The following is a 22394-nucleotide window of genomic DNA, read 5'->3' as shown; positions in this document are numbered from 1 at the left end:
CGCCGTGGGCGCTCGGCCCTGTTCTGCTGGGCCGGTGCTCCCTTGCTAGCACCCTGACGTTAACGCTTTTCCGCTAGCGCTTTTCTGCCAGCCCCTTCTAGCAGCGTCTAATCCAGCGCGCCGACGACGTCTTCGACGCTGGCAACGAGTGCTCCACTGGCAACCAGCTGGTGAGCGTAAGCGATTTCTGGCGCCAGGAAACGGTCGGTGGTTGGGCCCTCTACCCCTTCGCGGAGCAAAGCAACGGCGGCTGTGGTGCCTGGGGCGGATTCTGCCGCGGCATCACGGCAGCGCATTGAGATTGCGCGGGCGGCGGTGAGGTATTCAATGGCCAAGACTCGCTGTAGGCCGTCGACGGCGGTGCGAAGCTTGCGGCCAGCGGACCATCCCATGGACACGTGATCTTCTTGCATCGCGGACGACGGAATGGAATCTGCGGAGGCCGGATTTGCGGCCCGTTTCAGCTCTGAGACAATTCCGGCTTGGGTGTATTGCGCGATCATGTGGCCGGAGTCGACGCCCGGGTCGTCGGCAAGAAACGCTGGCAAGCCGCGGTTGCGTGCAGTATCCAAGAAGCGGTCGGTGCGACGCTCAGAAATCGAGGCTAGGTCCGCCGCGACGATTGCCAAAAAGTCCAGTACATAAGCTACTGGTGCACCGTGGAAATTGCCGTTGGAGCGTACTTCCCCATCGATGACGACGGGGTTGTCGACGGCTGCTGCGAGCTCGCGCTCGGCGACGGTAATGGCGTGGGTGATGGTATCGCGGAAACCGCCGCTGACCTGCGGTGAACAACGCACTGAATACGCATCCTGGACTTGGGTTTGCTGGAAGTCTTCTTGCGCCGCCGCCAGCAATGGTGAGTTGGCTGCGACGGTGCGGATATTGCGTGCCGACGATGCCTGGCCTGGGTGCGGGCGTAGTTTTTGCAGTTTATCGTCGAACACACTCAAGGTGCCGTGTAGGCCTTCTACGGTCATTGCCGTGGAAATGTCGGCGACCTTCGCCAGATCCTGCAGATCGTGGATGGCCAAGCACAGCATGCCGAGCATGCCGTCGGTGCCGTTGATTAACGCCAGGCCTTCTTTTTCTTCCAACTCGAGCGGGGTGATGCCGGCGTCGGCAAGCGCGGCTGCGGCAGGCACCGGTTTTTCGGAGCCAGAAACGCGCACCTGCCCCTCCCCTAGTAATGCCAGTGCGCAATGCGACAACGGCGCGAGATCGCCGGAACATCCGAGTGAGCCGTACTCGTACACCACCGGGGTGATGCCCGCGTTGAGCACTGCGGCGTAAGTTTCGGCGACGACCGGGCGCACGCCAGTATGTCCAGTGCATAACGTTGACAAGCGAAGCAGCATCAGCGCGCGGATGACCTCTTGTTCTACCTCCGGCCCGGAGCCTGCCGCATGCGAGCGCACGAGTGAACGCTGTAGCTGGGCACGCATATCGTGTGGGATGTGTCGGCGTGCCAGAGCACCAAATCCGGTGGAGACGCCATAGACCGGGGTTGGTTCATTGGCGAGGTCATCAATGCGCTTGCGGGTGATCGCAATTTGTTCGAGGGAATCCTCGGAAATTTCCACTGCTGCCCCACCGCGGGCGACGGCGACTACGTCCGCAATACTTAATGCGCCGGTGCCGACTGTGATGGTGTGTTTGGCATCGAGGTTACCGTTGGAGGTTCCTGTGTTCATTGTGACTCCTTGTTAGTTGGGTTTTGCTGCTTGGCGGTTTTGTCTGGGTTTGCTTAATGTTGGTGCGGTTTAATCGCTTAAGCGTGGGCGTAATTTTATTGTGTACTACAGCACTATTTTAGTGGGTGTCCAACGTACCCGCTAAGTTGTTTGTCTTGGATTCCAGACTTCTAGAATTTGCGCGGTGTACTACCTAGCAGCCATTATAATTTCGTCACAGTGATGAAAACACGCTATCGTTTCTACTAAGCCCGGAGAGACCGAAAACAAACTGATTAGACTAGCTGGCATGAGTAAATTTACTTGGAGTGGACGCGTTGATGGACCTGGCCCAGAACATGCCCGTTGGCATTCGGTGATTGATGCAGATTTCACCTTGGGTGATGCAGCGGAAGCCCAACCGGGCGCTGTGTTGCTTGGCTTTGCCTCTGATGAAGGAGTTCGCCGCAATGGTGGCCGTCAAGGTGCCGCGGCCGGACCGGATGAGCTCCGGCGGGCGTTGGGCGGATTAGCTATCCACGATGATTTCCCTCGCTACGATGCGGGAACAGTCAGTTATGAAGGTCGAGATTTAGAATCCGGGCAAGAAGAACTTTCCCAATGCGTCGCCGCGGCCGTGCGCGCAGGACACTTACCGGTAATTTTGGGTGGAGGGCATGAAACCTCATTTGCCTCCCACCGTGGTTTGGTGCACGGATTAAAAAATGAAAATTCTGGTTCGCTGGGGTCGCTCGGAATTTTTAATTTAGATGCCCATTTTGATTTACGCGAGGCAGAAGAACCGACTTCAGGAACTCCATTCCGGCAAATTTCTGAAATCGACGGTAAAGATTTCAATTATTTTGTTTGGGGTATTTCAGCCGCGAACAATACTCGCGTGTTATTTGCAGCTGCAGAACGGCTTGGCGTGAGCTATTTACTTGATGAAGATCTAGCCCGGCTAACCGTGCAGGAAGCCACCAATATTGCAATAAAAGAATCTGAAAATTTTAAAAACATACATCTTAGTATTGACTTAGATGTACTTCCGGCATCGGTGGCACCGGGCGTATCTGCCCCGGCCGCTCTTGGCGTGGAAGTGTTGAAAATTCATGCGATGGCACTGGCTTTGGCGCAAACCGGAAAACTTTGTCTTGTGGACATCGTTGAGTTAAATCCAAAGTATGATGTAGATGCGCGGACAGCCAAGCTGGCAGCCCGCATGATTCACGACATCGTCGCCGAACACGGCGCAGCCCGCAAATAAACCGCAAAGCTAGCGGTGGCTATTACTATCTAGGCCCAACGTGTTAAAAATAACACCATGAATGCAGTGATTATTGCCGTGGTGGTCATGCTGGGCCTGGCCGTCGCCCGCGTCCACGTGGTTTTAGCGCTCCTTATCGGCGCGATTGTTGGCGGTCTGGTTGGCGGTTTAGGTATCGGCGGTTCCTTCGCAGCTTTCCAGGATGGTATTGGCAATGGCGCGTCCATTGCACTGAATTATGCCCTGCTGGGTGCTTTCGCTCTCGCGGTCGCGAATGCGGGTCTCCCCCGCTTGCTGGCCGAATCCATCATTAACCGGATTGACGCAGACAACGCAGAAAATAATGAGCAAACCAAAGAAAAAGCCGTAGCCGTCGCCAAGTGGCTTACGGTCGCAGGTTTGCTGCTCATGGCGGTCATGTCGCAGAACCTGGTGCCAGTGCACATCGCGTTCATCCCGTTGATTGTGCCTCCGCTGCTTTCCGTTCTCAATAAAATGCAGGTGGATCGCCGACTGATCACCTGTGTGCTGACTTTTGGCCTGGTTACCACCTATTTCTTCATTCCGGTCGGTTTCGGCAATATTTATATGAATGACATTCTCCGCAGCAATATCGTGGATGCGGGAATGCCCGAAGCTAATAATGTTTCCGTCATGCAGGCCATGGCGACCCCTGCCCTCGGCATGCTCGCTGGTGTTCTGTTTGCAATTTTTGTCAGCTACCGCAAAAAACGTACTTATCAAGAAATCCCAATCTCGAAGGACGCAGCCAAGGCTGTGGAGATTTCGCGCTACCGCATCGCTATTTCCATCGCCGCACTAATCGCCACTTTCGGTGTGCAAATTGTGCTGCAATACTTAGATTCCGATGCCGATAGTTTGCTGGCCGGTGCCCTGGTTGGCTTGGTAATCATGCTGGCCTTCCGTGGCGTGGACTGGAAACAATCCGATGATATCTACACCGAAGGCATGCGCATGATGGCGTTGATTGGTTTCATCATGATCACCGCGCAAGGCTTTGCTTCAGTGATGGCTGCTACGGGACACGTGGAAACTCTCGTCGAGTCCACCGCCGCTGCTTTCGACGGTAATCGAGCGCTGGCATCGCTGGCAATGCTGCTGGTGGGTCTTATCGTCACAATGGGTATCGGATCATCCTTTTCGACGCTTCCGATCATTTCCACCATCTACGTCCCGCTATGTATCTCGCTGGGCTTTTCCCCGCTGGCCACCGTCGCTCTGGTGGGTACTGCAGGCGCGCTGGGTGATGCGGGCTCCCCGGCTTCGGATTCCACGCTGGGGCCAACTTCTGGCCTGAACGTCGACGGCCAGCACGACCACATCCGCGATTCCGTGATCCCGACCTTCCTGCACTTCAACATCCCACTGATTGCCTTCGGCTGGGCAGCCACGATGCTGCTGTAGGTGAGCGACTGTAGGTGAGTGAACTACCCGCTAGAATTTACTGCGCCACGGGTTCTTGCTGGTAATGAGAAATTTTTCGATATCTCGCGGTTGTGCCCGTAGCGTCGGGTCAAAATCCAGATAAGCCTTCGTTTCGCGGGCGACGAGGCCAGAAAGAATGAGTAAGCCAATCAGGTTTGGTATTGCCATCAACCCGTTGGCGATATCCGCGAAGGTCCAGGCCAGGCTGATCTCTGTAGTTGCGCCAATGTAGATAACGCAGGTAAACACCATGCGGTAGGGAATTGAGGCCCAGGCACCGAAGGCACGTTCGGCGCTGCGCTCTCCGTAATAAGACCAGCCAAGAATTGTTGAGAACGCGAAAAATACCACCGACAAAGAAACGATAGTGCCGCCCCAATCAGAGCCAATACCTTCGCTGAAGGCCGCAGCGGTCATGTTGGCGGCATTATTCTGACCGGCTTCCCACACCCCAGTGGTCACGATGACTAACCCAGTCATGGTGACCACCACGATCGTGTCAATGAAGGTTTGCGTCATGGAAACTAAACCCTGGCGCACCGGGTGGGTGGTTTTGGCAGCCGCGGCTGCAATCGCGGCCGAACCCATGCCGGATTCATTCGAGAAGATACCGCGGGCGACACCCATCTGCATTGCCAGGATGATTCCCGCCCCGAGGAACCCGCCGGTGGCAGAGGTACCAGTGAACGCGTCGTTAAAAATCATGGCGAAAGCTGCAGGAATTTCACTTGCGTGCATGGCCAGCACAATGATCCCGCCGGTGAGGTAAATAATGATCATCAGTGGAACAAAAGCCGAGGTGACCTTACCGATAGACCCGATTCCGCCGAGTAGCACCGCGCCGATGAGCACGAACATGATGACGCCGGTGACTGTTGGACTCACAGCAAAGGTGCTTTCCAAACCTGCGGCGACGGCATTGCCTTGCGTGAGGTTTCCGATACCGAATGATGCGATGATTGCGGAAATCGTGAAGAACCACGCGAGGAATTTACCCAGTCTGCCGGGGATGCCCTGGGAAAGATAACGCTGGGGCCCGCCCGAGACTTTGCCGTGTGCATCGGCTACGCGAAAACGCACCCCCAGGAATGCTTCTGAGTATTTCGAGGCCATACCAAGCAGCCCGGTGATCCACATCCAGAACAGAGCACCCGGCCCGCCGATGGAAATCGCTGTGGCCACACCGACGATGTTGCCCACACCGACGGTGGCGGCGAGGGCAGTGGTCAGCGCTTGGTATTGGGTGATGTCACCTGCGCCAGCCGCGTCATTGCGGTCAATGAAGCCGTGGCGCAGCGCCACTCCGAGTTTGCGAAACTGCACTCCGCGCAGGCGGATCGTGAGCCACAAGCCGGTGAACAACAGCAGGGGAATGAGGAACCACTGGCTCCAAATAAACTTGTCAATGCCGTCCAGAATGTTCTGGAGCGAATCTGCGAATGAATCGTCTGCCATAAACTACAGAGAATACGCACAGCACCCTATTAACTTCTCTGCTGGGTTGCTACGCTTTGGGTAGCAGCTATTATCTCAAGTAGAAAGCGTAGCCTAATCATGGTTGACCCAACGGTGTCCGCCGGTCCTGCCTCCGGTGGGCGTTCTTCTGTGCAATCTGAATCATCTGCTTCTCACCTGCGATCTGGAGCTGAGCCACACCCACATGCTGCGCTCCAGCTGCAAGGTTTGGGTAAGTCCTACGGCGACAAGGTCGTCGTGCGGGATATTAACCTTCGGGTTCCGCGCGGTAGCTTTTACGGCCTCGTCGGCCCGAATGGGTCAGGTAAAACTACCACCGTGCTGATGGCTACTGGCCTGCTGCGCCCCGATACCGGCACCGCGTTGGTGTGTGGGCATAACGTGTGGGGTAGTACGGCGGAGGCCAATGCCGCGAAAGCTGCTTACGGGCTGCTTGCCGACGGCTTGCCCGTTTTTGATCGCCTATCCGGACAGGAATACTTGCATTACCTGGGCCTTTTGTGCGGCATCGACGAGCCCACGGTGGCGCAGCGCTCCCGTGAGTTGCTGGATGCGTTGGACCTGGCTGATTCTTCCAGCAAGTTGATCGTTGATTATTCCGCAGGCATGACCAAAAAGATCCTGCTGGCCGGGGCGTTGCTGCACCGTCCGGACATTCTGATTCTCGACGAGCCTTTTGAGGCAGTTGATCCGGTTTCTGCGACCACCATCCGCGAGATCCTGCAAGCCTATGTTGCCAGCTCCGGCACGGTGATTATGTCTTCGCACGTGATGGAAACCGTGGAAGCGTTGTGTGATCACGTCGCGGTGATCGGCAAGAACCAGGTGCTTGCCGACGGCACGTTGGATGAGGTGCGCGCTGGTTCTAGCTTGAGTGAGCGCTTTGTGGAACTGGTCGGCGGGCGTCATCTGGCGGAAGGTTCACTGGAGTGGCTGGCTGGCGCGGGACAGAAGAGCTCTAGTGCCGACGACGCCTCCGATAGCAATAAGGGGGCGCAGCAGTGACCCGCACAGCACCAAGGACCAACACCGCAGCGACGCAGACAGCAGCGCAACCGTCGCTACGAGTATTTACTAGCTTGCACTGGAAGTTGTGGAAGCGGCATTTCAGTACGAATACTTCGCAAATTTTCATCGCCATAATAGTCGCGTTCTATTCTTTCCTGGGGCTGGTCGGCCTTGGCGCACTTACGCTGCTGGGAGCCTCTGTTGGTGATTTCATGCCCATGATCTATAGCCTGGCGGCGGGCACGGTGGGCTACTGGCTGGCAGCGTTGTTTATGCCGGCCGGAGAGAACCAAGTTGATCCTGCACGTCTGGCGGTGCTGCCGCTCACGGAAGCAGTGATGTTACGGGGCGCGGCGGCGACCTCACTGTTGACGGTGCGGGGCGTGCTGGCGATATTTAACTCATTGGTGATGATCGTGCTTGGTGCCGTCGGTTTGGTGCAGCACGGCAGTGGATGGGGCATTGCGGTGTGGATACCGGCTGTGCTGGTTTCACTGGTGATTACGGTTGCTGGTGGGGAAGCCTTGGCGAGGTTGCTGGGAAGTGTAGGAAACCGCAAGAACAGTGAGAAAGCTGCGATGGCTAGCGCCCTGGGCTTCATCGTGGTGGTCTTCGGTTTCAACTTTGTTGTCAACGGCAGTTTGGAATTTTCGCTGCCGTGGGATACTTTGCTGGCACTTGTAGCATGGACGCCGTTCGGTGCGGCACCAGGGGCGGCTGTCGCAGTGCTGCATGCGCACTGGATAACCGCGCTGGTCCAGACAGTGATTTCGGCGGTGACGGTCGTAGTGGCGTGGCGCGTATGGCACTGGGCGCTGCGACGTAATGCGCAGACCGTGACCGGCGATTCCGGGGCGGCAGCCACTGGTTCTGCAGCGGGAAGCGTGTTATTGCCGGGGGTGCGGGCGTCGGCAAGCGGGGCAGTGTTCTCCCTGACATTGCGGTATTGGCGCCGTGATATTCGCTTTACCTACAACCTGATAGTCATGCCCTTGTTTTTGGTGATGGTGCTGGCAATGTCCGCGATTAATGGTCAGTCCGGTATGGCCTATGTGGCGGTGCTGTTTTTCGTGGCGTTTGCTGCCAGTATGACCTCGAATGCGTTGGGCTATGACGGGCCGTCGAACTGGGTGCACATGAGCGCTGGGTTGGCGCCGCGCACGTTATTGTGGGCACGCACGCAGGCGGTGTTGCTGCTTACTCTGCCGACCTTGGTGATTTACCTGGTGGTTTTGGCGATGCTGGGTACCGAGCTGACCACTGTGGTGGTGCTCGCGGTGATCGCGGGCTCGGCGGTGTTGCTGAATGCGGGGTTGGCGGCGCTGTTGGCCGTGTGGAATCCGTTTCAGGTTTCCGCGCCGGGCACCAACCCGATGAAGGATAAGTCGGGGTTTTCTGTTGGAGCACTGATCATGATGTTGGTATCTGTGCTGATGGTGTGGTTACCGCTCGCGCCCGGGATCATCATGATGATTGTTGGCATGAACCTCGGTGATGGTGGTGTCACACAGCTGTCTGGCTTGCCGACGCTGTTCTGGGCTGGCGTTGCTCTGAGTGTGCTTGTTGCGCTGGCTGGGCTTTGGCTGGGGCATGCTGCGGCCGCGAAGCGTTTGGAAAAGCGGTGGCCGGAAGTTTTTGCTAAGGTGCGGAATTTTTATTAAATCTGTGCGGGGATAGCAGTTTTCTACAGCACAGCAGCTTTCTACAGCATGATTTTTTCGGGTGACCGGGCTGATCACGGCGGTGATGGGCCCGGTTTTGTTTTGCCATAGTGTGCGTCACGGCGGTGCATGGGTGGTAGTTGAGCCGTGGGTTTTGTAGTTTTAAGCAGGTAGTTTCCAGCCTTGTTGCAACCTATTTTCAGGTAGGTTATTTTTAACTAAACTCATTGGGAATGGGTTTCAATAAGAAAGGTTTTATTAGTGAAAACTTCAGATTTCTCGCGTGCCTACGTGCGCGCACAGGGACGACGTTTTACGGTGCCTGGATCGCGTCGTTCGCGGATCCGTCTAGCGGTGGCAGTAACCGCGGCGTTGAGCACCGCGTTTGCTGGTCTCCCGGCAGCTTCGGCAGGCCCTGATGATGGCAAACTCATTTTGACCGAACGCCACATTGATTCGCCTTATGTGGTTAGTAAGGATGGGCAGTTTGATGCGCGTACTAAATACAATCAGATTGTCGATGGTGACTATGAGGCCACAACCGCAGCTTTTGCTGATTCTGCCCTGTGGATTGGTAAAGGTTGGGATGATGGAGCGAAAACCAAGCCGAAATATCAAATTACGTTGCCCGATAACGGCGATTTTGCTTTTATTGGCGAACCTGGCGAGACCTACGTGCAAGCACCCAGTGGTGCGACCGGCAGCAACCACAAACCGATTTGGTACGGGTTTGGTGCTGAGAGTGGCCTCGACGTCAGCAACGTGCAAAATGGTCGGGTCGCGCTGGATTTGATCGGCATCGATGGTCCTGGGGATATGGAACAGTACAATTACAACCCCAACGACGTTTTCAATCTTGCACGCGTGGTTGGCACAACGCAATCCTCTTCGCATTCTATCTCGATTAAACCTGCGGAGCACACGCACTTAAACACACTGTTTACTAAGCCGGGCCGGTATGAGTTGACCTATCGTGTGAGCTCGCGTACCAACGACGGCAAATTCGTCACTTCAGAACCACGTACCCAGGTAATTCAGGTTGGTGGACAGCGGCCCCTGGATACTCCAACCGAGTCATTGGAAGATCGTTTTAACAAAGCTCCACAAGGAGATGCTGCGGCAGCAAATTACCGGCTTACTATTGCTCCGAAATCCGAGCCGAAGGCGGGTGGGGACGACAAACTTTCGACGATCACCTTCGATGCGGGTAAGGAAGGCCTGAATGGTACCGTCACTTTGTTCGTCGACGGATATTTCTTAACGGACCTTGCCGTGGAAAATGGCAAAGCAACCTGGGATGAGCTGTTGAGCCCGAAGCAGTCGAATATTCAGGCTGTTTTCACCCCGGATGCTGTGGGCACTGGTGAATCCACTGTTCAGGGCGCTGGTGAGGGCGCTGCGGCTGTTGCAGGGGCAGTTGCTCCGCGGTGGATTTCGGCACCGCTACCATATTCTGCTGGCGAGTCGAAAGAAACCACCAGTGCACAGCATGCGGATGCTTTGCCGAAGGGTAATAATAAGCGGGATCTGCGAACTCCAGAACCGGGTACGCAGTTGACCAGCAAAGATGTTGACGTACGTTATGTCTCCGGTGATGGGCTAACCGACACGTATTACGTAGAAGCCAAGGACCCGACTTTCCAAGGTGCGTTTACTGGTGGAGTCTATAGCACGATGAAAGATACGGAAGGTGGTTATGCTGACTTACCATTAGAAGGCGCTATCGTTAATGGTAAAGGCTTTGTGACGATCGATAAGACGTATGCACCACGTGAAGGCGTGCTGTTCATGAACGTTATTCCACACCCTGGTTATGGGCTAGCTAATGCTCGCGGGGCAATTACTGAAAAGTTTATCCGCGGCAACTCTTACGAAGGTACCGTGCACTTTGGTGAATCCCCCGGAGTACCGGAAAGCGTTCCAGGCGCTTCCGATGATGCTGGACAGCAGCCGCCTGCAGAAAAGCCATCTGAGTCTCCGGAAACGCCGGAGGCACCGGGGGCGCCAGAGAATCCAGGAGTGCCAGAAAATCAGACTCCTTCACAGCAAGGTCGTGGGGTGTGCGTCGGCAAGAAATTATTGGACCGGGGACATGTTGATATCTTGGCGAAGCACAACGCCGATGGGTTTGATATTAGTCTGAAAGATGATACCCGCCTGATTGACAAGAAGAGCGTGGAGCGTGCGCTGAACGAGGTTGCTTTGGTGGTGGGTGATAACACTAAGGAGACTCGACGGGCAGCCCACCAGGGTGCGGAGTTTGACTTCCTCGGCAAGCAGGATGACGGTTTTTACCATTTGCCACAAACACAGCGTCCTGGTGTGATTTGGCCAGGTTATAACACTGAAGCGATTGATTTTAACAAGATTGATGGGGACGTCTCGCTCAATCTCCAGCCGCGTGATGTGCCGGAAGGCGCAACCTGGGGAACATTTATTGATGGACGATTGGGTGAGGCGCCAACGGTCTTGTCTGATTCAACCAAGAATGATCATTCGATTGAGTCGAGCTTCGCTTCACACACTCACATCCATTGGGGATTTTCCAAGCCGGGTGTCTATATCTTCGATGCTAATTACAGTGCGAAAGCTAAAGACGGCCGTGAGATGAAGTCCGAAAGCCAGGAGTTTGTCATTACGGTAGGCAAGGATGCAAAGGAGACCTGCACCGCACCAAAGCCAGGGGCAGGGCAGGAAAACAAGCCAGAAAACGGTTCGGATGAACCCGCACCTGGGAAACCTGAGGGTGAGCTAAAGCCGCAGGCGCCAAAGCCCGGTGAGCCGGAAGCTCCGAAAGATCCGAAGCCGAGCCAGCCGGAAAAGCCGCAACCACCAAAGCAACCGGAAACCCCGAAGAAACCAGAGAAGCCGGAAGCTCCGAAGAAGCCGGGCAACCAATCCAAGCCAGGCGGTTGGTCACCGCAAGACTTCTTCTCGAATTTCAACCCAGTGCACCTGCTAGCACCAGTGTTGGGTATTGTGTTCATCGCGCGGATGGTTGCGCTGTTTATGGAGCTGCAGCCGCAGGTTGCAAACTTCTTTGCACAGGGCATCCCAGGGCTTCCGAAGTGGGGAAAGTAACGGGAATTGAGTGGTTGTGGTTGCGATTGGGGCCTTTCTTCATAACTTCTGTATGACACACCGGCAACCTTAAGCCTTGTTGCAAACTGCTTTCAGTTACGGTATTTTGACACCACTCCTGAAAAGCGGATTCATTTTTAATAAAGAAAGGCTTATGAATCATGGCCCCACAGCTTCGTCGCTCGCGCGCGACAGGGCGGCGTAGTCGCAATATCCGATTAGCGGTTGCAGTTACCGCGGCCCTTAGCACTACTTTTGCTGGGTTGCCAGCAGCAACCGCTGGCCCAGATGACGGCAAAAAGATTCTCACCAGAGAACACATTGATGCGCCGTATACCGTGCGGGATGAAGCCGGGGTGTTTGACCTGTACGCACATAATAACGAGGGTGCGCACAAGTTCTCAGAGTCGGCAATCTGGATTGGAAAAGGCTATAACAGTGACGGCGCTGATAAGAAGCAGCAGTATCAGTTCACCGTGGCTGATAATGAGCGCCTGAGCTATTTAGGCACCCCAGGTGATACCTACGTGTATTCGCCAGAAACGCCATTGGGAGGCCGACAAGACCCAGCATGGCTTGGTTATGGTGCAGAAAAAGACTTAAACGTCGACGATATGCTGAACGGCCGGGTATCGCTGGATCTTTTGTCGGTGGATGGCCCAGGCGAGGTAGAGCAACTGCAGTATCGGTCCGGGCAAGCGATCGATGTCCTGCGTCTTTTGGGTACTAGCGCATCGTCGCCACGTTCCATTTCGATTGAGCCCGGCGAGCACAACCACATCGGAACCGTATTTACTAAACCCGGACGATATGAGCTGAAGTTTCAAACCAGCGGCCTGCGTAAAGACGGCACTTATGTGGCCTCCGAACCACGAACCATGGTGATTCAGGCGGGCGGACAGCAGCCAAAATCAGAGGCCACGAAGCCTTTGCAGGAACGCTACAATCAGGCGCGCACAGCAAATCTTGCAGAGGCCAATTATCGTTTAAGCGTTGCGAAAAAAGCGGACCCGACTGTCGACGGTGACGATAAACTTTCCACCATCTCGTTCGATGCTGGAAACCCGGAGCTTTCGGGTACCGTGACGTTATTCGTCGACGGCTATTTCCTGACCGACCTTGAGGTTGAAAACGGTAAAGCCTCCTGGGATGAATTGTTGAGCGCCCAAGAATCTAATATCCAAGCGGTGTTCACCCCGGATGATGAGGCTTCGGCGCACTGGATTTCCGCACCGTTGGCATATTCCGCAGGCCAGGCTGAGGTCACAACCACCTCGGACAATCATGCGGAGCAACTGCCCGCGGGCAAAAACCTGCGGACCTTCAACTTCCCGGCACCAAATACTGCGGTCACGAATGATGAGGTCACCGTGAAATACGTCCCCGGGGCTAATGGGGTCGGAGAAATCGTCGTCGAGGCGAAAGACCCGAAACTACAGGGGCTGATTACGGGTGGAATTTATGAAAATGAAGCTTGGTTAGAAAAAGGTACCGCAGACCGGGAATTGGCGGGCACCTTTCAGGACGGCAAAGGAACCCTCCGGTTTGGAGAAGAGTACCTACCGGACAATGCGCTCCTAAAAATCGATGTCATTCCACATGCTGGATTTGGCCGAAAGGCTGCATCCGGGATTGTCACAGACAAATTCAACGCTGGAACTAGCGCCGAGGCGACCTTCCGCTTGGGTGAGATCGATGGCTCGCTAGAGCCTGAGCTGCAAAGACCAGGACAAACTGGCCAAGGTGATAGCGGTACCGAAAACTCGGGTGCACAAAACCCAGGCGCAGAACAGCAGGAACCGCCAAAGAACAACGAGCAGCAGGGCAGTGATGAGCAGGCTGGGCACCCAGTTTGTGAGGACAAGGTCCTTCTCAACCGCGGTCACGTCGACATTCTGGGTAAGCGCACTAAAGATGGTCTTGATATTGCGTTGAAAGACGATACGCGGCTGGCCGCAGATAAATCTGTGGAACGTTCCTTGGAGGATGTCACTTTTGTTATCCGGGACAATGCGAAACGGAAGCGCCCGGAGCAATTGAGCGACGAAAAGTATAACTTCATTGGCGAGAAAGGCAGTGAGTTTTACTATTTGCCGCAGGCTCAGGACAAAGCCGTCTTGTGGCCGGGGTATAACACCGAAGCTATTCCGGTACAGGACGAATTCGATGGCCCAGTATCTCTGAACCTAGTTCCACGTGAAACACCGGAAAACTCCAGCTGGGGTGTGTTCATCGATAAGGGGTCTTTCGGAGGCGATCATGAGATTCTTGCCGACTCCACCAAACAGGATTATTCGATTGAATCCCATTACTCGGCGCACACCCATGTGCACTGGGCTTTCTCTCATCCGGGAATCTACACCTTCGAGGCCAGCTACAGCGGCAAGACGAAAGATGGCAAAGAACTGAAGTCTGATAGCCACGAGCTCGTCGTCACCGTTGGGGAAGAGGCATTGGAGACGTGCAAGACCGCTCCGGCACCGAAGCCTGATCAACCGAATCAACCGAGCAACCCGAACCAGCCAAGCAAACCGAATCCACCAAGCCAGCCAGGCACCCCGGGCAAACCTGAGACCCCAGAAAAACCCGAGAAGCCAGGTGCCCCGGAAAGCGGTAAGAAGCCAGAAGCTCCGAAGGATCCAGACAAGCAGTCCACCCCGGGCAGTTCGTCACCAAAGGGCTTCTTCTCTAACTTCAATCCGGTTCATGTGCTAGCACCAGTTCTGGGCATCGTGTTCATTGCCCGCATGGTCGCTCTGTTGGCGGAATTGCAACCGCAAATCGCCAACTTCTTTACTTCAAAAATGCCAAATTTTCCCGGAAAGTAATCCTTCATGAACGCACTGAAAATCCAGTCACCTAGGCAGGACGTGGCTCGACCAGCGTCGGCACGACCGGTCTCATCGCAGCCGGTACACAAAGCTTCCGCGTTGCTTGCTGCCTTGGTGCTGTGTTGGGTAGCCGCGTTTGCCCCGCGCGCCATGGCCCAAACTTTTGACCGTGGGCACGTTGACGTCTTCTACGTCACCTCACATGGTGGCGAACTCTCGCTGTCGATGAAAGAAGACATCACTGGTGGCGGAGTACAACGACCTGGCGACGACGTCGTCCTGCACGTCAGCGATGCTGCCTGGTCGGAAGCTACCGCAGGTGTCGATGGCATCGGCCAAGCGACGTACTTCCTGCCACAGTCACAAAACCATGATGTGATCTGGCCGGGCTGGGATACCCAGCCGGTTGCAGCCGACGGCTACCAATCCATCGATTTCAACTTCCAAGAGGTTTCCGGCCCCGGCGAAGTCTATATTTTCGAAACCGAAGGTTTCGGTGGCATCAAATCTGTCACCGATGATGGTTCATATAACCTGCGTACCGGCTCTGTGATCAACCAGCCATACCCAGCGCACAAGCACATCAACTGGGCATTCACCCACCCGGGTACCTACCAGATGACGGTGTATGCCAGTGCCAATGGACAATCCAGTAACGCGGTGACCTACACCTGGCAGGTTGGCGGGGAATCCGGCGATGCACCAGCACCTGCTGCACCCAGCGGAGGACAAGCAGGTGGCCATGGTGGTGGACACAACGGCGGGGCAGGCCACGCAGGCAACCACCCTGTAGCTCCAGCTCCGCAGGGTGGCGGAGGAGCTGCCCCAGGCCCACGTGCTGGTGGGGCACGCCCAGGCCCAGCACCGAAGGCAGCGCCACCGGCTGGATCATCCGGCGGTTCGTCGTCGGCAAGCAATTCTGGTTCCGGAAACGCACAATGCACCCCGGGCCTACAGCCGCAAATCAAAGACGACACCACCAGCCCAGCACAATGGCGTCCTGCACAAGGCGCGACGTTCTACCTGTCGTCGAATGCCGAGGTAAACCTACCCAGCAACGTGGGCACGGTGCCACAGGGTAAAGCTTGGATGATCGGAGCCACGCAGGTTGCCGGTGTTCCGTGGCTGGGTGCCAACACTCAGCACGAATCTATGCACGAGCACCTGGCATCCAGCGTGCGCTGGGACATCACCGGGTTTAGCGGACCAGGCCCAATGACTGTGTACTCGCAAGGCCAACTGGGACAGATCGTGGGTGAAGAATGGTTCCGCGCGGCTGGTGGCGGATACCAGGGCAGCAAAGCCATCCCGCGCAACACGCACGTGCACCCGAACTGGGTTTTCGGCGCGCCGGGGCATTACCAGGTCAACATCACCCAGTCCGCGCAACTGAACAACGGCAAAAAAGTTTCTGGCAACGCGACGATCAACTTCGTCGTGGGGGGCAACAACCCTGGCGGAGCTTTTAGTGACGGCCACTTCGACCTGGGTGCGGTAGTGAACCCAGAAGGTGGCGAATGTGCCGGCGGTGGAGTTGCCGGTGGAGGAGCAGCCGGCGCTGCCGGTGGTGCAGGTGGAGACGCGACTGCTGGCCAGGGGCTCAGCGAAGAAGAACTCGCCGCGCAGGGCTTGGCTGCCGACGGCACTCCGCTAGCAGCCGGTGGTTTTGGTGCGGGATTCGCCGGACAGGATTCAAAGTTGTTTAATATCGCTGCGATCGTGCTTGGTCTGGGGCTATTGTTCCTTGGCATCGCGGCAGCACATTATGCCGTGAAAAAGGCTAAATCTGCAGAAAACTCCGCAGAAAACACTGACGACCCCGGCGATGGTTCTGGAGGGCCTGGAACGGATGGTCCGCAACCTCCGCAATCACCACAGCCACCACAAGCACCGCAGACCGCGATGATCCCGCAGGTGTAGTACCGCAAACCAGCTTGTAGAAAGATTGAGTATGAAAGACCGCCGCACCTCCATATCCGCGCAGCGCACTGGCGTTGCGCGGTGGTCTGGTAGCAAAAAACTGGGCTTGGGCTTGGCTGCAGCTTTGGCGATCACGGTGACTGCAGGTGGCGCCTATGCTTTCAGCGGGGCAAACGAGACTACGCGCACGGTGGGCGCAGCGCAGAATGAACCGCACCAGCACCGCCTGCAGGTCGTGGCCACCACGCCTATTCTCGCGGACCTGGTGTCGCACGTCGCTGGCGAGGACGCACAGGTAACCACATTGATCCCGGCGGGCAAAGACCCGCACGATTTCGAACCGACCTTGCGCACTGTACGCGAGGTCGCCTACGCGGATCTGGCCTTTGCCAATGGTCTGTTGCTGGAGCCACCCGCGCTCGCGGAGACGTTACGGCAATCCACTTCGGGGGAAGTTGTCGAGGTGGCTGACCTTTCGCCGTCCTATGGTGCAGAGTTGATCCCGTTGGTGGAAAACGTGGCCCTGGATGCGGTGTGGTTGGGTTTACGCGTCCAAGGTGCGGAGCAATCTAACTCAGTGAAATTCCGCATGACTCATGCCCAGGGCCCAGGCGATGTAGCAGCCTATATCGTTTCGACGTTCGGCACCCCGGAACAGATCTTCCCGTCGGATTCCGGCATTGATCTTCCCGCAAACGCCCACACGCACGTGTCCTGGGCATTTAGCGAACCCGGTACCTACAAGCTTACTTTCGCGGCCCAAGGGCAGCCGGGTACCGAGGCAACACAGGAACAAACCATCACTGTTGCCGTCGGCGTAAACCCGGAAGAAGGCGCTCACGTTATCGATTCCGGTCACGTCGATATCACCGCAGATCTAGCGAACGGCACCATCAGCTTAAAAGACCACGATGCCCACTTTGACCCGGAAACCACCGTGCTCGCGATCCCGTCGTCGACGCTGCAAGCCATCCCACCGGACCCGGCCTATCGCTTCCTGGGCCGGCCAGGCGCAGAAACCTACTTGCTGCCGCAAGCAGTGCTGGGCAAACACCTCCACGGTGAAATTGACCCCCATCTCTGGCACAACACCCGCAATGTTCGAGCTTATGTCGAGGTTATTGCAGAAAAACTGGCACAAGCCGACCCGTCGAACGGCCACCGCTACCAGCAGCGCGCCGAGGAATATAACCACCAGGTCCAGCTTGTCGACGAGCAACTGCACGCGACCTACGACGCCATCCCGGAACACCGTCGCCACCTGGTCACTACGCACCATGGCTACACCTACCTTGAGCAGGGCTACGGCATTAATATCGCAGGTTTTGTTACCCCGAATGCCTCGATCGAGCCTTCCCCACGCGATGTGATTGCTCTGCAGCGCACGTTGGACAACTTGGATATTCCGGCGGTATTCGTCGAGCCGAACTCTGCTGCCTCCACTTCTACATTGGAAGAAACCGCGCGCCGGGCCGGGGCACAGGTGTGCACGATCTACGGCGACACCTTGGACAAGGATGTGCCGACGTATTTAGATCTGATGCGTTTCAATGCGAATGAAATCAACCGATGTTTGGCCGACAGCCCGCCCCAACCAACCCCTCACACCAGTACAGATTCGAACTAACGAAAAGGAACTCTCATGTCACAGAAAACTTCGGTGCAAACTTCCCACAAAGCCGCACTGCGCGCTCGTGCTTGTGGCGTAGCACTCGCTGCAGCCACCAGTATCGCTACTGGGTTTTTCCCGGCAATCCAACCAGCAGCAACAGCGCAGGGAAGTGATCTCTCGCAGGTGGTGACCGGCGATGAAGCCATCGCTCCGGAAGGCGAAAAAGTGGTCATCGAATCCGGGCACGTTGATATCGGTGCGATGGTGATCGACGGCGAATTAGAAATTTTTGCCCGCGATGATCGGAACCATCCACCAGTGTGGCGACACTTAGACGATATTGTGTTCCAACTACGGGATAACTCGGTGCAGACTCTGCCGGATAACGATGATTTCTCTTTCGTCGGCGCCGGTGCGAATGAACCAGCTTATGTAGTGCCACAAACTGAAATTGTGGATGTGCCGTGGTTGGGTTGGAATACTCAGTCCCCAGCTCTGACAGATAACGTACAAAACGGTGTGACCATGGATTTTGCGGGGCATTCTGGCCCGGGTGAATTCGCATTGTTCCTGCAAAATGGCGGTTTCGAAGCCCCGGATGTGCTGTGGTCGACGGCTAAGGGCAAAGACGATGACTTCTTTGTTGAGCTGCACACCCACACCCACGCGAATTGGACGTTTACCGACCCCGGCGTGCACCAGGTGGGACTGCAGATTACTGCCACCACCAACGACGGCCAGGAACTCTCGGCACGAGAGGCGGTGACTTTCGCGGTTGGCGAGGGCACAGACCCGGCTGAAGCCCACAATGCTGTTTTTGACTGGGAAAACGCCTCCACTGGTTCTTCTGGGGTCCAGATCTCCTGGTTGCTGGTCGGCGGAATCGTGCTCGTCATCGTGCTGGTTGGTGTTGGTGTCATTAGTCGCGGAAAGAAGAAATAGACATGCACCCGCTTATTTCCGTCGACAAGCTGCAGGTTTTCCTGGGCGGGCGCCAGGTAATTAGCGATGCCGCAATCGAGATCGCTTCCGGTGAATTCATCGGCCTGCTCGGGCCAAATGGTGCAGGAAAAACCACGTTTATGCGCTCCATTTTGGGGTTGGTCCCGGTGAAATCTGGGAATGTGCAGGTTCATGCTTCGATTGGCTATGTGCCGCAGCGGCACGACGTCGCTTGGGAGTTTCCCTGGAACGTTCGCAAAACTGTGCTTTCTGGGCGCACCGGTTTGATTGGTTGGTTCCGTCGTCCAGGCGCTGAGGATCACGATGCAGTGGAAGCCGCACTTGAGCTGACGAACTTGCAGGATCTAGCTCAGCGACCAATTGCGGAGCTTTCCGGTGGGCAGCGGCAGCGCGTGTTGTTGGCGCGTGCTTTGGCTACCCGCCCGGAGGTGTTGTTTTTGGATGAACCATTCACGGGGCTGGATGCGCCGAATACGGAGGGGCTATTAGATTTGTTTGCGCACTTGAGTTCGCAGGGCACGAGTATCGTGATGTCCAGCCACAATCTGGCTGAAGCCGTGCACACTTGCCACCGCGTGGTGTTGTTTAACAAGGGGATTATGGCCGATGGGCCTGCCGACGAGATCCGCGCGAACCCACAGATCTGGTCCGAGACCTTCGCCGTCGCACCAAGCTCGCCGCTGCTATCTGCGATTGGGGTGGGGGCTAATGCCTAATTCTGTGATTTCTTTTCCGGAGTTCCTGATGGATCTCGCGAACCCACAGCTGGATTTTCTGGCGCGTGCGGTGGCGATTTCCGTGATTGCCGCGATTACGTGCGCCGTCGTCGGCTGTTATGTCGTGTTGCGCGGCATGGCCTTTATCGGTGATGCGGTTTCCCATGCTGTGTTTCCGGGCCTGACCATCGCGTTCGCCCTGCAGGTTTCCGTTCTGCTGGGTGGTGCAGTGGCCGGTGCGGTGGTCGCGATTTTGATTGCGTTGTTCTCGCAGCGGCAAAACGTCCGCGAGGATTCCGTGATTGGTATTTTCTTCGCTGCTTCCTTCGCGGTGGGCATGGTCATCATCTCCCGCACCGAGGGATATACCGCCTCGCTGAGCAGCTTCCTCTTCGGCTCGCTCACTGGTGTTTCCAGCACTGATGTGTGGTTAGCCCTGGCGGTATCCGTACTGGTCTTGGCGACGATCGTCGTCATTGGCCCACAATTGAACGTGACCTGCCTGGACCGCGAAACCGCGCGTGCCATGAACATTCCGGTGCTGTTGATGGACATCGTGCTCTACCTGGCTGTCACCGCGGCGGTAGTGATCTCAGTGGGTACCGTCGGTAACATCCTGGTGCTCGCCCTCCTGATCGCGCCGCCGGCCACCGCCCGCCTGATCACCGCAAACTTGACGACGATGATGGTGCTTTCGGCGACCTTCGGCGCGTTGGGAAGCTTCTTTGGGCTTTATATTGCCTGGGCATTCGATCTTCCGGCTGGGGCCAGCATCGTGCTGCTGCTTTCGGCCTGGTTCTTGGTGGTTTGGGCATTGATGCCGTCGATAAGAACCCTGCAAACCAGCAGAGCAGCGCGGGTGAGCAAACAGCCAGCCAGCTAAAACAGCTAGGTAACACGGCTAGCCAACCAGCTCGCTAAACCAGTCAACTAATTCAATACTGAAAAATACGAAATTTTATTTCTAACGTCCTTGGGAGGAACCATGAAATCCACGAACAGTGTGCACCGCCTTCGCCGTCCGCGCAGCCCGCGCCGGTTCTCGAAGACATCCTTGAGCTTGGGTTTGACCATTGGCTTGGCGACGGCTGGCCTGGGCGCTGGAATGTTGGCGCCGTCGGCAAGCGCCCAAATCCACGAAATCTGCACCGCCTCGGAAGGTTGGACTCCGGATCATAAGATCACGCATGGCCACCAGGACATGACGGTTCTTTCGGAGAACGGATTAGAACCTGCACTGATTGATGATTCCTCCGGCGAGTCGTTGTCCTATGGGTCTGGGCGCAGCGTAGTTGAGGTCTCCAATGACCAGCATGTGAAACTCGATGCTCTGGGCATCAGCGGGCTTCCCGACGAAGGCTGGTACCTGCCACAAACGCAGTTACCCAACGTTCCGTGGCTTGGTTTTTCCACGATGTATCTGGGCGACCACCTGGTGGAAGGCGAATCAGTGTCGATGAACCTGAACCTGAAGCAGGGCCCTGGCCGGATGATTGGTTGGCTGCCGGAAGGTTTCGGCAGCAACAAAATTGTGCTGGATTCCGACGATGCGGACGACGCCTGGCCGATCCCGTATAACACGCACGTGCACACCGGATTCGTGTTTGAAAAAGCCGGTGTGTATGAGGTGGGATTTGAATTCAAGTTGCCACGCGGCGGAACTAAGACCTTGGACGTGATGTTCCTGGTCGGTGACTACGACTGTGCTGATCGCGGATCAACGAGCACCGGCACTAATTCTGGTTCGAAGAGCAAGGGTACCAGCGGGAAACCTAAGACCTTTGGCGATCACTTAACCGCGATGGAAAAAGAAATCAGCCAGACGGAAAAGGCGATCTCGGGCATTGAGAAGTCGGTGCGTAAACTCGTTGCGCCTTTCACCAAGGAAGACGACAAGAAAGCGCCGAAGCCGAATGCTTCCGGGAAGCCAGGCGCGCCGGGTGCACCGGGAGCGCCAAACGCTGGTAATAAACCAGCTCCAGCGAAACCAGGTCAGCCGGGTGCTAACGGGGACGCTAAACCGGCCCCAGCCGGTGGGGGACCGAAGCCAGCTCAGGCTGCACCGAACGCTGGTGGAGGAGCAGCCCCAGCACCTGCTCCTGCACCGCGTAGTGGTGGGGCGAACACTGGTGGTTCGAGTGCCGCAATAGTTCCTGCCAAGGCTCCAGCCCCAGCTCCAGCGCCAGCTCCAGCCCCGGCACCAAGTGCTGGTGGTTCCGGGGCAGCTCCGGGCCTGGAAGCAGCTCCGGTAGAAGGTGCTGAAGGCGCAAACCTATCAGGTGTCGATGGTCAGGGTGATGCATTCGCCAGTGCTGATGGTGCTGCACAGCGTGGTGCCACGAGCGCGAACTACAAGCCGACCTCGTCGTCGATGAGCTTCTTCTCCGGCTTGATCCTCGGCTTGGGCGTATTCGCCTTTGCGTTGGGCATCGGTATTTATGTTGTGATGTGGCAGCGTTCCCGCAACAAATAAGTTGTTGGGAGGCGAGTAGCTTGCTGGGCCCGGAAGTAACCGGTGGGAGCACAAAGATTCCTGTCTAAACCCGAGGACTAAACCAGGGATCTAAATCAGGGATCTAAACCAGAGGTGTAAATTAGACCCACCCTGTGAAGTGCTCCCCATTAGTTGGACTGAAAAATCAGTTTCTGACTAGTAGGGAGTACTTTTTATGAGAGCACGCAGTTCTTTGAGTGAATCTCAACGCCAGCAGCTCGTTGATTTATTTGAACAGGGGTTGGG

General features: G+C 56.3%; 14 protein-coding genes. 12 read left to right on the top strand and 2 right to left on the bottom strand.

Going from position 1 to position 22394, the window contains the following annotated elements:
* Positions 1–107 precede the first annotated feature (107 nt).
* Positions 108–1694, bottom strand: a complete 1587-nt coding sequence (gene hutH, locus L9H78_RS10380; protein ID WP_249620051.1) for a histidine ammonia-lyase — start codon at positions 1692–1694, stop codon at positions 108–110.
* 289 nt (positions 1695–1983) lie between these two features.
* Here hutH and hutG point away from each other — a divergent pair, with 289 nt between their 5' ends.
* Entirely contained in the window at positions 1984–2940 is a 957-nt protein-coding gene (gene hutG, locus L9H78_RS10375) for a formimidoylglutamase (protein WP_249620050.1), read from the top strand.
* A 57-nt stretch (positions 2941–2997) separates the two neighbouring features.
* The gene (locus L9H78_RS10370; RefSeq protein ID WP_249620049.1) at positions 2998–4365 is read left to right on the top strand and encodes a Na+/H+ antiporter family protein; all 1368 of its coding nucleotides are present in this window, start codon (positions 2998–3000) and stop codon (positions 4363–4365) included.
* 30 nt (positions 4366–4395) lie between these two features.
* On the opposite strand, the gene L9H78_RS10365 is transcribed toward L9H78_RS10370, so the two are convergent.
* Positions 4396–5841, bottom strand: a complete 1446-nt coding sequence (locus L9H78_RS10365) for an alanine/glycine:cation symporter family protein (protein ID WP_249620048.1) — start codon at positions 5839–5841, stop codon at positions 4396–4398.
* 99 nt (positions 5842–5940) lie between these two features.
* Between L9H78_RS10365 and L9H78_RS10360 the strand changes: the two genes are divergently transcribed.
* From L9H78_RS10360 to L9H78_RS10315, 10 genes are all read left to right on the top strand, one after another.
* The gene (locus tag L9H78_RS10360; RefSeq protein WP_249620047.1) at positions 5941–6867 is read left to right on the top strand and encodes an ABC transporter ATP-binding protein; all 927 of its coding nucleotides are present in this window, start codon (positions 5941–5943) and stop codon (positions 6865–6867) included.
* Positions 6864–8531: a hypothetical protein gene (locus L9H78_RS10355; protein WP_249620046.1), complete on the top strand. Its 1668-nt coding sequence runs from the start codon at positions 6864–6866 to the stop codon at positions 8529–8531. The genes L9H78_RS10360 and L9H78_RS10355 overlap by 4 nt, the downstream gene beginning before the upstream one ends.
* A gap of 261 nt (positions 8532–8792) precedes the next feature.
* Complete coding sequence (locus tag L9H78_RS10350) at positions 8793–11612, top strand: choice-of-anchor M domain-containing protein (RefSeq protein WP_249620045.1); 2820 nt, start codon at positions 8793–8795, stop codon at positions 11610–11612.
* Positions 11613–11773: 161 nt separating this feature from the next.
* Positions 11774–14440: a choice-of-anchor M domain-containing protein gene (locus tag L9H78_RS10345; protein WP_249620044.1), complete on the top strand. Its 2667-nt coding sequence runs from the start codon at positions 11774–11776 to the stop codon at positions 14438–14440.
* Between the two features lie 6 nt (positions 14441–14446).
* The gene (locus tag L9H78_RS10340) at positions 14447–16363 is read left to right on the top strand and encodes a TIGR03773 family transporter-associated surface protein (protein ID WP_249620043.1); all 1917 of its coding nucleotides are present in this window, start codon (positions 14447–14449) and stop codon (positions 16361–16363) included.
* Between the two features lie 31 nt (positions 16364–16394).
* On the top strand, positions 16395–17990 hold the full coding sequence (locus L9H78_RS10335) for an anchored repeat ABC transporter, substrate-binding protein (protein WP_249620042.1): 1596 nt from the start codon (positions 16395–16397) through the stop codon (positions 17988–17990).
* A gap of 15 nt (positions 17991–18005) precedes the next feature.
* Positions 18006–18917 carry a choice-of-anchor M domain-containing protein gene (locus L9H78_RS10330; protein ID WP_249620041.1) on the top strand — a complete coding sequence of 304 codons (912 nt, stop codon included), beginning with the start codon at positions 18006–18008 and terminating at the stop codon, positions 18915–18917.
* Between the two features lie 2 nt (positions 18918–18919).
* A complete protein-coding gene (locus L9H78_RS10325; protein ID WP_249617938.1) occupies positions 18920–19654 on the top strand; it encodes an anchored repeat-type ABC transporter ATP-binding subunit in 735 nt (244 codons plus the stop codon).
* Positions 19647–20537 (top strand): anchored repeat-type ABC transporter permease subunit, encoded by an 891-nt coding sequence (locus L9H78_RS10320; protein WP_249617937.1) that lies wholly within the window; start codon positions 19647–19649, stop codon positions 20535–20537. The genes L9H78_RS10325 and L9H78_RS10320 overlap by 8 nt, the downstream gene beginning before the upstream one ends.
* Before the next feature lie 102 nt (positions 20538–20639).
* Positions 20640–22127 carry a choice-of-anchor M domain-containing protein gene (locus L9H78_RS10315; protein WP_249620040.1) on the top strand — a complete coding sequence of 496 codons (1488 nt, stop codon included), beginning with the start codon at positions 20640–20642 and terminating at the stop codon, positions 22125–22127.
* Positions 22128–22394 lie beyond the last annotated feature (267 nt).

The organism is Corynebacterium pseudodiphtheriticum, assembly GCF_023509295.1.
GTDB lineage: Bacteria > Actinomycetota > Actinomycetes > Mycobacteriales > Mycobacteriaceae > Corynebacterium > Corynebacterium pseudodiphtheriticum.
Note: the sequence above shows the minus strand (reverse complement) of the source record. Positions and strands in the feature narration are given on the sequence as shown.